At 43.7% G+C, this 15,571-nt stretch carries 12 protein-coding genes; 4 read left to right on the top strand and 8 right to left on the bottom strand.

The window, feature by feature from the left end; genetic code table 11:
* Positions 1-38: 38 nt before the first annotated feature.
* The 5 genes from AAW12_RS23620 to AAW12_RS23600 form a co-directional block, all read right to left on the bottom strand.
* A complete protein-coding gene (locus AAW12_RS23620) occupies positions 39-404 on the bottom strand; it encodes a response regulator (protein WP_046676081.1) in 366 nt (121 codons plus the stop codon).
* Positions 405-474: 70 nt separating this feature from the next.
* Positions 475-1,305 (bottom strand): CheR family methyltransferase, encoded by an 831-nt coding sequence (locus AAW12_RS23615; RefSeq protein ID WP_046676080.1) that lies wholly within the window; start codon positions 1,303-1,305, stop codon positions 475-477.
* On the bottom strand, positions 1,306-1,701 hold the full coding sequence (locus AAW12_RS23610; RefSeq protein ID WP_231585344.1) for a response regulator: 396 nt from the start codon (positions 1,699-1,701) through the stop codon (positions 1,306-1,308).
* Positions 1,691-5,293 carry a response regulator gene (locus AAW12_RS23605; RefSeq protein ID WP_046676079.1) on the bottom strand — a complete coding sequence of 1,201 codons (3,603 nt, stop codon included), beginning with the start codon at positions 5,291-5,293 and terminating at the stop codon, positions 1,691-1,693. Before AAW12_RS23605 ends, AAW12_RS23610 begins: the two co-directional genes overlap by 11 nt.
* A gap of 7 nt (positions 5,294-5,300) precedes the next feature.
* Positions 5,301-6,767: a response regulator gene (locus tag AAW12_RS23600; protein ID WP_046676078.1), complete on the bottom strand. Its 1,467-nt coding sequence runs from the start codon at positions 6,765-6,767 to the stop codon at positions 5,301-5,303.
* Positions 6,768-6,911: 144 nt separating this feature from the next.
* Here AAW12_RS23600 and AAW12_RS23595 point away from each other — a divergent pair, with 144 nt between their 5' ends.
* The 4 genes from AAW12_RS23595 to pdeM are packed head-to-tail and all read left to right on the top strand — an operon-like array spanning position 6,912 to position 12,637.
* Complete coding sequence (locus AAW12_RS23595) at positions 6,912-7,913, top strand: ligase-associated DNA damage response exonuclease (protein ID WP_046676077.1); 1,002 nt, start codon at positions 6,912-6,914, stop codon at positions 7,911-7,913.
* A gap of 3 nt (positions 7,914-7,916) precedes the next feature.
* A complete protein-coding gene (locus tag AAW12_RS23590; protein ID WP_046676076.1) occupies positions 7,917-9,497 on the top strand; it encodes an ATP-dependent DNA ligase in 1,581 nt (526 codons plus the stop codon).
* An 18-nt stretch (positions 9,498-9,515) separates the two neighbouring features.
* On the top strand, positions 9,516-11,978 hold the full coding sequence (locus AAW12_RS23585) for a ligase-associated DNA damage response DEXH box helicase (RefSeq protein ID WP_084823307.1): 2,463 nt from the start codon (positions 9,516-9,518) through the stop codon (positions 11,976-11,978).
* Positions 11,975-12,637, top strand: coding sequence for a ligase-associated DNA damage response endonuclease PdeM (pdeM, locus tag AAW12_RS23580; protein ID WP_046676075.1), 663 nt, complete (start codon positions 11,975-11,977; stop codon positions 12,635-12,637). Before AAW12_RS23585 ends, pdeM begins: the two co-directional genes overlap by 4 nt.
* Positions 12,638-12,655: 18 nt before the next feature.
* Here pdeM and AAW12_RS23575 read toward each other — a convergent pair whose 3' ends face one another.
* The 3 genes from AAW12_RS23575 to AAW12_RS23565 form a co-directional block, all read right to left on the bottom strand.
* On the bottom strand, positions 12,656-13,618 hold the full coding sequence (locus tag AAW12_RS23575; RefSeq protein WP_046676074.1) for a helix-turn-helix transcriptional regulator: 963 nt from the start codon (positions 13,616-13,618) through the stop codon (positions 12,656-12,658).
* Positions 13,619-13,709: 91 nt separating this feature from the next.
* The gene (locus AAW12_RS23570; RefSeq protein WP_046676073.1) at positions 13,710-14,501 is read right to left on the bottom strand and encodes a heme ABC transporter ATP-binding protein; all 792 of its coding nucleotides are present in this window, start codon (positions 14,499-14,501) and stop codon (positions 13,710-13,712) included.
* Between the two features lie 33 nt (positions 14,502-14,534).
* Positions 14,535-15,566 carry a FecCD family ABC transporter permease gene (locus tag AAW12_RS23565; RefSeq protein ID WP_046676072.1) on the bottom strand — a complete coding sequence of 344 codons (1,032 nt, stop codon included), beginning with the start codon at positions 15,564-15,566 and terminating at the stop codon, positions 14,535-14,537.
* Between the last annotated feature and the right edge of the window lie 5 nt (positions 15,567-15,571).

Below are 15,571 nucleotides of genomic sequence, written 5' to 3'. Positions count from 1 at the left end.
CTGAGATTTGCAGCATTTAAGTCTAACCTTAAATTGATCTATGCAATATATTTATTGACAATATTTTCCAAATCTTCCAAATCAAAAGGTTTAGATAGAAAATCATCCGCTCCGGCACGATCTGCCAGGGATTGAATATCGTTGTTTGCCGACACGTAAATTACGGGAATATGGCTAAAACGCTGATCTGATTTAAGCAATCTGGTTGCTTCAACCCCACCTATGTTTGGAATCCAGTTATCCATTAAAACAAGATCGGGCTCTGCAGATTCCACCTTTTGGATAATATCATGTGAAGTTTCCGAAACTTCAACGTGAAACCCCAAATCAGTCAAAACAACCGTTATAACCTCCAAAATAATGGTATCGTCCTCAAATATCAATACAGTTTTTGTTTTACTCATATAAAATAGTTTATATATACCGTCATTGTTTTACATGAGGCACAAAAGATTCATGCCTGCCTGCAATCCCCTATAAGGTATAAAGTTTTTTCCAAATCTTTTGATCCCCAACAGCTGTAAAGTTATGCTGAATACCTGAAAATCGTATGGTTTCTTTACTACCTAATGCCAAATATCCTAAATTTTCTAGACTCGCGTCAAATAATTTAAAAACACGCTCCTGCAAATCTTTATTAAAATAGATCAACACATTCCGACAAAGGATTAATTGAAAGCTATTAAATGATGTGTCTGATACCAGATTATGGGTAGATAAAATCATTTTTTGCTTAAGATCGGCATCGAATTTTGCCCATTCATAATTTGCTGTGTAATATTTCGAAAAGTCCTGTTTTCCTCCAGATTCTATATAATTTTCGGAAAAAGATTTTATCTGGCTCAATGGATATACACCATTTCGGGCAATATCGAGTACCCGGGGATTAATATCCGTTGCATAGATCAATGACTTGTGATACAGATTAGCCTCTTTTAGCAAAATGGACATCGAATAAGCTTCCTCTCCTGTGGAGCATCCAGCAATCCATACACGGATCAACGGGTATGTCCCCAATTGCGGCAAAATTTCCTCCCGCAGTTGACGAAAGAATAAGGGATCCCGAAACATCTCGGTTAAGTTGACAGTAATCTCTTCAACAAAGTGCTGCAAAAATGCGGCGTTGTCCTTCAACATAAAGCGAAGTTCAGCAAAACTTGCCAAACGGTCATTCGTCATAAGCCGATTAATCCTCCGCTTCATCGATGCACGGCTATACTGCAAAAAATCATACCCGTAGTCGCGATAGATATCTTCAAGCAAAATATCTATTTCATGGTCTTTTATGATACTATAGCCCAACATTTAGATTAACCGTTCAATTTCACCCATCAATTTATCAACATCAATCGGCTTCGAGACATAAGACTGGGCTCCAGCTTCCAAGCATTTCTCCCGGTCTCCACTCATCGCCTGCGCTGTCACGGCAATAACTGGAATTTTGCCCAGCAAACTCGAATTTCGGATCAGCTGAATCGCCTCATAGCCATCGATTTCAGGCATCATCATATCCATCAATATCAGCGCTACACCTTTATTCGTCTCCAAGATCTCGATAGCCTCGCTCGCACTCGTGCTGCTCAACACTTGATATCCCTTCGCTTTCAACGTCAAACGCAATGCAAAAATATTGCGTTGATCGTCGTCCACAATTAATATTACCTTATTCTGATCCATAAATCCTGCATCCTCAATTTTCATATAGCCACACACGCAATAAAGAAAGTAGTTGATCAATATCCACCGGCTTCGAGATGTAGTCCGACGCGCCTGCCTGGATACATTTTTCACGGTCCCCGATCATTGACTTTGCCGTAACAGCGATGATTGGTAGTCTGGCATAATCTACATGTTGTCTGATATTCTTAATAGTTTCGTAACCATCCATCTCGGGCATCATCATGTCCATCAATACAATATCAATAGGTTCTCCTGATGTCAATACTTCCAACGCTTCCTTACCGTCCATTGCAGGAATTACTTTCACTTGAAATTTTTCCAACGCTTTAGTCATCGAGAAGATATTCCTGACGTCATCATCAGCAACAAGGACCCTCTTGCCCTTCAACACGTCGGTCAACGCACCAAGTCCATTGTTCTTCCTTCTTGCGTCGTCTGAATTATTAACCTCAATCAAATGAAGAAATAAGCCGACCTCATCCAAAATCCGTTGATAAGAATGAGCCGTCTTTACAACAACGGAGTCTGCATATTTTTTAATTTTCAATTCTTCAGCTTTGGACAGATTCTTACCTGTAAAGATAATGATCGGCAGGTTCTCCAGTCCTTCATGCTGCTTGATGGCTTCCAACGTATGATATCCCATTTCGTCAGGCACACCCATATCCAAAATCACACAATCCACATCTGCTGTACGTAAAGCAGTGATACTATCCGAAACATTATCTTTTACTTCAAGTGATATATTAAAACTACTTAAAAAATAAGACAATGCACTTGCATGCTTTGGATTCTCTTCAACAATAAGCACCTTCTTCGGCGAACGGCTTAATGCCGATTCAATTTTTTGGAATACCGAAGTCATTTGTTCCAACGCAACAGGTTTATTAATAAAATCGATCGCCCCTTTTAATAAACTTTCTTTCTTCACCTCAAGCGAAGACATGATATGCACTGGAATATGCCGCGTAGCCTTATTACCTTTCAATTGATCCATGACAGCCCATCCATCCATAATTGGCAATTGAATATCGAGCAGAATAGCAACTGGATGATACTTCTGTGCTGCTGGAAGTGCATGGTCACCACGAACAACAACTACGCCTTTATAGTTTTGCGTATGTGTATATTTCAAAAGTGCCTTGGCAAAATTAACATCATCCTCCACAATCAAAATCACCTTGTCTCCCTCTGCAACCGTATCTCGATCATCTGGAATCTCCTCGGGGACCCTAATTGTGACCGGATTATAGGTATCTTCTTTAACAATCTCAATCACCTCTTCTACTTCCGAAGATATCTCCTCAACCAATTGTTGCTCCTTGGTCAAAGCTTCTTTGACTTCAACTTTAGTCTTTGGAATAATGAACAAAAACGTACTGCCTTTGCCTACTTCGCTTTCCAACCTGATCTCTCCACCGAGTAGACGCGCAATCTCGCGGCTAATGGAAAGCCCCAATCCAGTACCTCCAAACTTCCTCCGCGTTGAGCCATCAGCTTGTTGGAAGGCCTCAAAAATAATTTTTTGCTTTTCAGGTGGTATACCAATACCCGAATCAACTACAGCAAATACCAATCGGTCACTATCGTTCGGATCTTCATAGATTTCCAGACGTACTTCGCCTTCTTTGGTAAATTTTATCGCATTTGAAATCAAATTACGGAGTACCTGATCTATACGAAGCCGATCGCCCTCAAAGCGAGGTGCGATCTTAGCACTGACAGTCGTCTTAAAAGACAAACCCTTCTCCTTTACAATGGGTAAAAACAGGCTATTCAAATCGGACAAAATATCATGCAGATCCAACGACGCATAATCTAAGGTCATTTTACCGGACTCAATTTTCGATAGGTCCAAAATCTCATCGATCAAGGTTAACAAACTCGTCCCTGAACTTTGAATGACTTTAGCTGATTCAATCTGATCTGAATTTAAGTTTTTCTCTACATTCTCCGATAGCAAACGAGATAGCAGCAATATCGAATTGAGTGGTGTACGGAGTTCATGGGACATATTAGCCAAAAACTCAGATTTATATTTAGTACTCAGCGCCAATTCTTCTGCTTTCTGCTGAATTTCCTGATTTCGTTCGGCAATCATCAAATTCTTATCTTCAAGCAATCGTGAGCGTTCCTCTAGTTCTTGATTGGACTGCATCAGTTCCTCGTGTTGCACTTTGAGCTCTTCCTCTGAAGACTGCAAACGCAATGTCTGCGCCTCCAATTCAGTATTTAGGCTTTCAAGCTCGGCATGTTGCGTTAATAGCTCTTCAGACTGTACCTGTGTTTCCTCCAACAATGTCTGGATTTTCGCCCTTCCTTTTGCTGAAACTAGTGCAATACCAATCTGTCGGGCACATTCAGTCAAAAATACTTGTTCTACCGCAGTAAAACTCTCCATTTGGCCAACTTCCAATACACCCAGCACTTGATCATCAACCAGCATCGGTAAAAAAATAATATGCTGCACATGGATCTTTCCATTGGCAAAGCTAACCACGTAATCCGTAGCATGCAGGTTTTGAAGTATCTTAGATTCCCGGTCCACAAATACCTGTCCGATGTAGCCTTCGCCTGGTAAAAAATACTGCTGTGTCTGCATATCCAAACCGTATGTCCCAGAAAGTTCCAACTTGTCATCGTTAAAAATATAGATCGCACCACTGATAGCACCGGTATAACCCACAAGGCTTTTGATGGAATCCGCAGCAATTGTTTGCTCGCTCTTATTCCCCATTAATCCCGTGTAAAGTTTAGCATAGCCCGCATGAAGCCAATCATTATCTGTTAGCTGTTCAAACGATTTTTTCAACGCTTTGGACATCCTATTGACGGCTTTCGCAATTTCGCCGAGATCATCGTCTCCGATCTCCTCTGCCTTGACATCATAATCCCCCAAAGCGATCCGGTTTGTGATCTTCTGAACCAAATTTAGTCGTCTAGAAATACCTTCGTCCTTCTCACGTAATGATTTCTCGAGTGCTGCACGTTTTAAAAAGTCGGCACGTAATCTGAAATAAAAATAGCTGGTAATAATAAGGGAAAGCAAGGCACTGATAACAATAAACAAGGTTGTAATAAACGAAGAATTATCCAGATTAGCCGATTTCCTATCGATATTATCTTCCTCATACTGATTAATATCCTTGATAATTGCGCGGCACTTGTCCATGGCCATTTTACTCTCATCCAGTTGCGCTAAGCCGAACACGCCACCCTTTCTCTTCGTTGCAACTGATTGCTTTAAAATGTCGAGCCGCCATTTTGCCGCAATTACAAGACTGTCTACCCGAACCTTCTGTACCGGATCCTGCTTGGTGAGTGCTTCTATCTCCTGCAATTCTTTGGGCAAACTTTCTAATGCATTATTAAAAGGTTCTAAATAGCTTTCTTTCCCAGTCAGAAGAAAGCCCCGGTTTCCGGTTTCAGCCCCTTGTAACGAAGCAAGTAAACTAGTTGAAGTGCTGATAATTTTTCTTGTTACCGCAAGCTCCTGGCGATGCCTATTTTGTTCCCGTATACCAATGTAGGATGCTGTAGAACTAATAAGCAGCACGACCAATGAAAAACCGATCCCCCACGTTAGATTACTGATTGTCTTACTATTTGGCATTCCTAAGTTAATTTAATGGTAAGGTAAAATAGAAGGTTGCACCACGCTCACCCGAACTCTCCACACCAATCGTTCCCTGATGGCTTCGTATAATTTCGGCGCAGATGTAAAGGCCTATCCCGAGTCCCTGGAAATCAAATGACGTTTCTTCCACACGATAAAATTTCTCAAAAACATCGGCTTGCTTCTCCGCAGGTATCCCTATTCCGAAGTCGATTACACTGATCTTCACGGCGTCATCGACAACCGTACAATCAACGATGACTTTTTCTGTACCTGCAGCATATTTGTATGCATTCGTCAAGAAATTCACCAATACCTGCTCAAGACGGATCTCATCACCGTATATTTGTACCGCTGTGATATCACCGGTTCGAATAAGCTTCATGCTGCTTTGGTCATGCGTCTGAACAATGGAGTCGACGGCACTTTTCACCATATGCTCAAGTGAGAATACTTTTTTATTGATAAGCAACTTCCCGTTATCAATTTTTGATAGATCTAAAAGATCCGATATAAGACTGTTGAGTTTATCTATTTGTCCTTGCACCCGATGAACATACTTTGCTTCCGCACTTTCCTCTTCCAATTTCAACTTACGGTCAAGCAACTGCATATAAGCCTTTATACTTGTCAACGGTGTTTTCAACTCATGACTGGCAATGCTCAGAAATTCATCTTTCTCTTTTTCCGCCCGCTTCTGTGCGTCAATATCGGTAAAAGTCCCTATCCAGTTACTTTCGCTATTCTGCAGGATTGGCCATACACGTAACAACTGGTACGAGTATTCACCGCAAATGCTCTTTTTTAAGCGAACTTCCATCTCCAAAGGTTCACCTGACTGAAGGCTACCATGAAGCGCGGCAGCAATAGACCGATCTCCAGGATAGGTCTGCGGAAAAATAGTGGCGTCGTCAGAAAATTGAAACCAGCGGCCATTAACAAAATCAATATTGCCGCTCTTGTCACAAGTAAATGCAATTTGAGGAAGCGATTCCAAGAGCGTATGCAAATAGTCTACTTTCGATCGAAGCTCCTGCTGCGCCTGCTTTCGTCTTTCCACTTCCAGCTCCAGCGTCTGCTGAACATCTTTCAATGCCTGCGTTTGCTCATAAAGCCGATAAAACGTCTTGACTTTCAACATCAGAATATCGGGATCAACAGGTTTGGTAACATAATCCAAACCACCGGAGTCATAGCCTTTCGTAATAAATCTTTTATCTGTATTGACCGCAGACAAAAATATGATCGGTGTTTCCTTTGTCTTACTAAATCCGGCAATATTTTCGGCGACTTCAAAGCCGTCCATATCCGGCATTTGAACATCCAATATGATTAATGCATAATTATTTTTTAGGATCTTTTTTAAAGCTTCTTCCCCAGATTGAGCGGTGTCAACTTTAAAATTCTTGGATTCCAGCAATTTTTGTAAAGAGTATATATTATCCGGATTATCATCGACAATTAATATCATAGTGTATTAAAACTTAGCATCAAGGTTAACAAATCTAAAAAAATTAACTGAATACCCCCAACATAAATACGCAAAGACAACAGTAAATTGAAAACACAGCAAATAAGTAAAACTTTAGTCCACGAAACCCTGTTTTAATGAATAATGATAAGTTTTACATCAAAAGGTATTTACTGTGTTCCGGGCAAGTTTTATCTTGATCCATGGCAGCCAGTTGATTTGGCAGTCATCTCTCATGGTCACGCAGATCATGCCCATTGGGGAATGAAGAAATACCTCTGTCATCATTTTACAGTCAATATCTTACGCAGCCGCATAGGTCCAGACATCCAGGTTCAGGGCCTTGCCTACAACGAAGCGATATACATCAATGGTGTCAGAGTCTCTTTACATCCTGCTGGCCATATCATTGGCTCTGCACAGATACGCCTGGAACATAAAGGTAAAGTTGTGGTTTTTACGGGTGATTACAAGATTCAGAATGATGGCTTGTCCACGCCTTTTGAACCTATAAAGTGCCATGAGCTTATTACGGAAAGTACATTTGGGCTCCCCATTTACCGCTGGGAGTCTGTCGAACAGCAAAATGAACGCTTACAAGCCTGGATTAAAAACAACCAAAACAACAAAAAAACCTCCGTGTTTATTGGCTATTCGCTTGGAAAATCACAGCGCATTCTCAATGCTGTTCATGAGATGGGTCCCGTATACGTTAATTACAGTATTGCCAAGCTAAACGAAGCCTATAGTCAAGCAGGTATAAAATTGCCAAATTACCGCATCGCCGATTTAAAATCGGAGCTCAAGCAGCTTGACAATCAAATTGTGCTGCTGCCGCCCGCTTTGCTGGACAGTCAACTTCTACAGAAAATACCGCATGTCGCCCATGCGATCTGCTCCGGATGGATGCAAATCCGTGGCGCACGGCGATGGCGCAGCGCTGATGCCGGCTTTGCGATCAGCGATCATGCCGACTGGCAGGGCTTATTGCAGGCGATACGTGGTAGTGCTGCCGAAAAAGTATATGTCACACACGGACAGACGGCAACATTTGCCAAATATCTGAATGAAATCGGTATTGAGGCCGAAGAAGTTAAGACGCAATACGGAGATGAAGAGGACCCTCAAACCCAAACAACAGAATAGCGTATGAAAGAATTTGCTACATTGATCCATGCGCTTGACAGCAGCAATAAGACCAACTCGAAGAAAGAAGCTATTTTAACCTTTTTCAACCAGGCTTCCGAAAAAGACAAACTTTGGTTTCTTGCCCTGATGACTGGCAAAAGACCAAAACGCAGCATCGCGATCAAGGATCTCAAAACATGGACCTTGGAAATCACAGGAATCCCCGAATGGTTATTTATAGAATCGTATGCTGCAGTAGGTGATCTGGCCGAGACCTTGTCGCTGCTGCTCCCACCACCGTCACAGCTGATCGAAAAAAGTCTGAGTGAATGGATGGACGAGATCATTGCCATCCGGGATGACAGTATAGCCCAAAAAAAAGCTTTTGTTCTTCGTTCCTGGAATGCACTAAATACCGTAGAGCGTTTCATTTTCAATAAGCTGCTTGGCGGAAGCTTCAGGTTAGGTGTTTCGGATAAGGGATTAATCAATACAATTGCGCAGTACACCAACAGCGAAGCAAGCGCAGTAGCGCATAGTATCATGGGCGAATGGAATCCGCATGCGGTAGAATTCGACAAACTCGTCAATGGCGCTTACAGCGATACCAACCGCTCCAAACCTTATCCATTCTGCCTTGCCTATCCCTTAGAAAAGGGCCCCGAAGAGCTAGGCTCCCTAGCCGAATGGCAGGCCGAATACAAATGGGACGGTATACGCGGCCAACTCATCAAGCGCGAAGATGAAATACATATCTGGTCTCGCGGAGAGGAACTCGTGACAGCGCAGTTCCCTGAAATTACCGAAGCCCTCAAACAATGGAAAGGAAGCTTTGTGCTTGACGGTGAGATCCTCGCCGTCAGAGACGGCCGTGTCCTCAACTTCTCTGAACTGCAAAAACGAATCAACCGAAAGACCATTCCAAAGTCGCTGCGTGAAGAAGTACCTATTTCAGTCTACCTTTATGATATTGTCGAACTGGATGGTATCGATCTGCGCGATAAGCCTCTTGCATACAGACGCACACAACTGGAACAGCTTTCAGCCGCAAACTCAGACAACACGCTACAGCTTTCCCCCTTAATACAGGTGCAAAACTGGCCAGCCCTCCAAGACATACAGGCAAACTCGCGCGAGGTAAACAGCGAAGGACTAATGCTCAAGAAAAAGGACTCCGCTTATCATGCCGGCCGCAAAAAAGGCGACTGGTGGAAATGGAAGGTAAACCCCATGAGCATAGACGCTGTCCTCATTTATGCACAGAAAGGAAGTGGCCGCCGAAGTGCCCATTATACCGATTATACTTTTGCCATAAGGGATGATGATCAGCTTGTAACGATCGCAAAAGCCTATTCAGGTCTTACAGACAAGGAAATTCTAGAAGTTAGCCGCTTTGTGAAACAAAATTCATTAGAGAAATTCGGCCCAGTAAGAACCGTTAAACCTGAACTAGTTTTTGAAATTGCCTTTGAAGGCATTGGATACAGCAAACGTCATAAATCTGGTGTAGCGCTACGTTTTCCGAGGATATTACGCTGGCGAAAAGACAAGACCGCCGCAGAGATCGATAGTCTTGAAGATATTAAAAAGTTGATACAATAAGGCATAGCTTCATACACATTGAACGCAAAGATAGCACATAGTGAAGGTTTTCGAATAATCAGTGATTATTTCAAATCGCAGGGAAATACCCCTTTTAGCTTCCAGACCAGGGCCTGGGAAAAATATGCGCAAGGATACAGCGGGCTGGTTATCGCGCCCACAGGGTTTGGAAAGACCTTCTCCCTATTTATGGCAGTATTGATGGACTTCCTCAATCATCCGGAACATTACCAAAAGGGCCTAAAGCTCCTCTGGATTACACCTCTACGCTCCTTGGCCAAAGATCTTGCGCGGGCCATGCAAACAGCAATAGACGAAATTGGACTCGACTGGATCGTACAGGTGCGTAATGGTGACACCGATCCCAAGATCAAAGCGCAGCAAACCCGCTCCATGCCTGACGTTTTGCTTGTTACTCCAGAAAGCCTGCACTTATTGCTTGCTCAAAAACAACGCGATAAATATTTTAAAAATCTCCGATGTGTGACGGTAGACGAGTGGCACGAGCTCATGGGCAACAAAAGGGGCATAATGGTCGAACTGGCACTTTCCTTTTTGGAAGCATATACAAAAAACCTACGCGTCTGGGGTATCACAGCCACCATCGGCAATCTCAATGAAGCAATGGATGTTTTGCTCCCCACAGCCATAAAACGTATCCAGATTATTGCCAAAGAGAAAAAGAAAATTGCCATCAAACCGATATTCCCCAGCACAGTGGAACTGCTTCCCTGGGCAGGGCACCTCGGCGGCAACCTCGTAGATCAGGTCGTCCCGATTATACTTGCCAGCAAAAGCACCATTATCTTTACCAACACACGGAGCCAAAGTGAGATGTGGTACCAATTGCTGTTGCAGGCTCACCCCGATTTTGCCGGACAAATCGCCTTGCACCACAGCTCCATTGACGCGCATATCCGCGAATGGATCGAAGACAATCTCAGCAGCGGCAAACTTAAAGCGGTCGTATCAACCTCTTCCTTGGACTTAGGGGTAGATTTCAAACCCGTGGATACAGTCGTACAGGTTGGATCAAGCAAAGGTGTAGCTCGATTTATGCAACGTGCTGGAAGAAGTGGACATAGTCCATTTGAAACTTCCACGATCTATTTCGTTCCCACACACTCCCTGGAGCTCATCGAGGTCGCCGCCTTGAAGGAGGCCGTAAAAACGCAGACGATCGAAAACCGGGATCCCATGGTTCAGACCTTCGATGTGCTTGTTCAATTCATGGTAACCATCGCCTTGGGCGGTGGATTTCGTTCGGAAGAACTGCATGCAATCGTCGCCAGTACCCATGCCTTTCACTACATGGAAACGGAAGAATGGCAATGGTGCATGTATTTTATTACCGCGGGTGGAAAAATTGGAAAACGCTACGAAGAATTTCACAAGGTTATCCAGGATGAAGAAGGCAAATGGATCATTAAAAACCGCCGTCTTGCACTGCTTCACAGACTCAATATCGGTGCCATTGTCGGTGATGCCATGATGCGCGTTAAGTTTCTCTCCGGTGGCTACATCGGCATGATCGAAGAATATTTTATTAGCAAACTTAAAAAAGGTGAACGCTTTATCCTTGCGGGGCGGATACTCGAACTTGTGATGGTGAAGGAAATGACCGTATTCGTAAGAAATTCGTCGGGTAAAGCCATTACTCCGAGCTGGCTCGGTGGCAGACTTCCCTTATCGTCCAATTTGAGCCATTTCCTGAGAAAAAAATTGGCTGCAGCAGCCAGCGCTCCTTCCAGTGAAAAAGAGCTTCATTTCCTGGCGCCACTGATCGAAAAACAGGCTGAACTTTCAGCCGTGCCAAGTGAAGCGGAATTCCTCGTCGAACATATCAAAACCAGGGAAGGCCATCATCTATTTTTCTACCCCTTGGAAGGCCGATTGATCCATGAAGTCATGGCAGCGCTTGTCGCCTACCGCATCAGCAAGTTGTACCCGATCAGCTTTTCCATGGCCATGAACGACTATGGCTTCGAACTCTATTCCGATAAGGAAATTCAGCTCAGTCAAATGCAGCTCGAACAGGTATTGAGCCGCAGCAATTTGATGGAAGATGTGATCAGTAGTATTAACTCTGCAGAAATGGCCAGCCGCAAATTTAGGGATATCGCCGTCATTTCGGGGCTGGTTGTCCAAAACTATCCCGGCACCCAGCAAAACAACAAATCGTTGCAGGCCTCATCAGGGATTATTTTTCGTGTATTAATGGAACACGATCCCACTAATCTTTTGCTCAAACAGGCTTTTACCGAAGTATTCAACCAGCAACTGGAAGAACATCGGTTAATAAATGCATTCGAAAGGATCAATCAGAGCAAAATACGTTATACCTTTGTCGAAGAGTATACGCCATTGAGCTTTCCGATAAAAGTGGATAGCCTCCGGCAATCCCTGTCGAGCGAAGCCTTGATTGAACGGATTCAACGCATGGAAAAGACCAATGCTCAAAAAAAGAAGCGCAGAAAATGAAAATCGGAGAACAAACAATTACATTCAATAAACAGGAATTAACCCTTAACACACAACGCTCTATATACTGGAAAGACCAAAAAACGTTAATCTTATCTGACCTGCATCTGGGCAAAGCGGCACATTTCAGGAAGCATGGCATTGCTATCCCGATGGATACCGCCATAACGGACCTTACTCGATTAGAATCCCTAATAGCGTTCTATCAAGCTAAGCAAGTCATCGTTGTCGGCGATCTCATTCATGCCGGCATCAATCAGGAAGTACTTTTACTGGAATCATTCAGACAACGCCACCCTGAGCTCCACCTTCATCTTGTCAAAGGCAATCACGACCGCCTATCGCAACAAATGGGCATTCGCTTCGGTATAGAGCATCATAAAGAAGTTTTCGAAATGCAACAGATCCAATTTAAACACCACCCCGCTGATGCAGCAGATTCCTCTTCATTTCGGATTAGTGGCCATATCCATCCGGGTATCAGCCTGGTTATTCCACCGAAACGGAAGGTTCGCCTACCCTGTTTTCTGGTATCTACTCATCAGATTATCCTTCCCGCTTTTAGTACTTTTACGGGATTGGACAGCAAAGACCTGTCTTCCCTATATCAAAGTTATGCTATTTCGGACGATCATATCTTCCCGATCAGAAGAAACTAATCCAAGCAGCAGTTTATATTACATCTTGAGCTCCCCGGGAGAGATTCCGTAATATTTTTTAAAAGCACTGCTAAAATTATTCTGGTGACCATAGCCCGTCAACAAGGCCACTTCATAGACGGTCATTTTATCTTCGAGCAGATAACTTTTGGCTTTTTCCATGCGCACCCGTGTAAGGTAGTCGTGAATGGTCACTGAAAAATATTCCTTAAAGTCCTTACGCAATTTACTTTCACTGGTTAGCACCTCCGCGGCCAGTTCTTTTTGCGTCGGTGGATTGGCAATACGCTGTTCAAGAATCTGCCGTGCCATCTCCAACCTTTGCACATCCTCCTCATGAAAGAGCGAATCATTGCTTTCAGTTTTCTCATTATATTGCTCAAACTGATACATCAGCAGCTCAACAATACGCGACTCGGTATGAAGCCTGCGGATTTCGCCCTTTTTTTTGGATTCAATCAGCTCGCTTATGGTATGCTGCATCTCATAGGTCGCCATCAGATCTTCTTCGGAGAAGGAAACGTATTCGCCTTTTTCGATCTCGTGCACAAATTGCTGATGCAATAACGAATCGCGTTTGATCAGATTGAGGTAATACTCTTTGGAAATAACGGCTATAAAATAAGTATACTCAATACCGGGTTCCACTTCATGGATGGATTTGACCGAGGGAATGTAGCGTATATTATGCCGGCTCATGCCGTAAGGCAATTTGCTATCCGTCGGCTTAAAGAAAATAAACTGGCTGGTTATGGTCTCGCCCTCGATCTCCGTAAGAACCTGCACTGGCCGATCAAACTGCATTTTCGAATGCAAGATAAACAATCCTGAAGTCGATAGCTGAAAATTCTCCATATGGACCGGATCTTTGGATATGGATATCCTATTTTCGACCAAAGGTTTGTCGGGAACATAGCCATCCGGAATTTCTTCTTCAAAAAGCCAATCTGCCAACTCTACTATTTTACTTTTCACCAACATGATTACAAATCCTAAATAAGCCTGAAGCAGTTAAAAATAACGAAATAAGATGGTATTCTAAAATTATTTATAATCTTTCTAAATAACAGGATTAATCCAAGTCAATATCCATTTCCTCCAACTGAACATAAGGTTTCAATGTTCTTGGATTCATAATGACACTGGACTCGACCGAAAAGATCGTATAGATCTCCTTTTGGGCCAACACTTCCACTGGGGTACCATGAAAGAGCTTGCGGCCATTTTTGAGCATCAGAATTCGATCGGCATACATGGCAGCAAAATTGACGTCATGCACAATCAGCACCACCATAAATCCTTTTCGGGCAAGTGCCCGTGAAATGGCCAGTACTTTCTGCTGATAATGCAGATCCAATGCAGAAATAGGTTCGTCCAATAACAACAGTGCATCTGGATTATCCCATATCTGCGCCAGGATACGTGCCAGATGAACACGCTGCTGTTCACCGCCGGAAAGGCTCAAAAAATCCCGTTCAGCAAAGGCAGATACTCCACAAAGTTCCATGGTTTCGGCCACGATTTTATAGTCCTGTTGTTTGGGCGTATTCCTATAATGCGGATACCGACCCATCAGCACGATCTCTTCTACGTTAAAGCTCAATGTCATCTGCTGTTGTTGGCTCAGCAAAGCCCTACATTTGGCCAAAGCCGCAGGTTCGTATGCAGACAGCGCCTTGCCATTGAGATGAACAGCTCCCGAATCCGGTTTCTTTTCACCACAAAGCACCCCCATCAGCGTCGACTTACCAGCGCCATTGGCTCCGAGGATTGCCAGAATTTCACCTTTACGTACCTGAAAGGTAATATCCTTCCGAAGCTTTCGTCCGTTCACTTCGTAGTTGATCTTCTCTACACGTAGCATAATGCAATTATTTTTAAAGCCTCTGTCAAAAGACTATTTATCTTTGATTAAAATATACAAGAATACCGGTGTGCCCAGTAAAGCTGTAATCACGCCGATGGGCAATTCGATGGGTGCCACAGCGACCCGTGCAATCACGTCTGCCAACGTCAGCACCAGCGCCCCCAATAATAATGAACCCGGAAGCACAAATCGGTGATCCGCTCCACCCATCAAGCGAACGGTATGCGGAACAATCAGTCCGACAAAACCAATAATACCCGATACCGCAACTGATGCTCCCACAGCAAGTGTGGATAAAACAACCACCCAGCGTTTGACGCGATCGGTACGCATACCCAAAAGATCTGCCTGCAACTCCCCAAGGGAAAAGGCATTCAGCGACTTTCCAAATAAGGGCAAGATCAGCAGCGGGATCAAAATAAATGGCGCCAAAGCTCTTAAGTTATCCCAAGTAGCCCCACCAAGACTGCCCAGCATCCAAAAAGTGATGGTACGTAACTGTTGCTCTGTAGACATATAGGTCATCAAACCTGTCAGCGCACCCGCAAAGGCATTGATGGCAATACCTGCCAACAACATCGTCGTCACATTGGGGCGGCCATTTTTACTGGCAATACGGTAAACCAAAAAAGCGGTCAAACCAGCGCCCACAAAAGCGCCAAAAGCCAATATATAATAGCCAATCCAAGCAGCCAAAGAGGTAAAGAGAAAAGTCTCAAAGGCAATGATCAGTACCGCAAAAAGGGAAGCTCCAGATGAAATCCCGATCAATCCGGGCTCCGCCAAGGGATTGCGGAATATACCCTGGATCGCAGCACCGGATATACCCAATGCTGCCCCCACCAAAAGTCCAAGCAAAAGACGCGGCATACGAATCTCAAAAAGAACATCTGCTTGCATATTATGCACAACTCCGGCACTCCCCAAGTGCAATTTTTGCATCAACATTGTTAAGATATCCGCGGGTGGAATATGGTAAGCCCCCAACCCCAAGGCAACAATACTGACGACACCCAATACCAGGCCCAAAGCCACTAGAATAAATTTCTGTTTCTTTTGCACTGGCT

This window comes from Sphingobacterium sp. Ag1 (assembly GCF_000988325.1).
Lineage (GTDB): Bacteria > Bacteroidota > Bacteroidia > Sphingobacteriales > Sphingobacteriaceae > Sphingobacterium.
The sequence above is the reverse complement of the archived record's forward strand: the minus strand, read 5'-3'. Positions and strand labels throughout refer to the sequence as shown.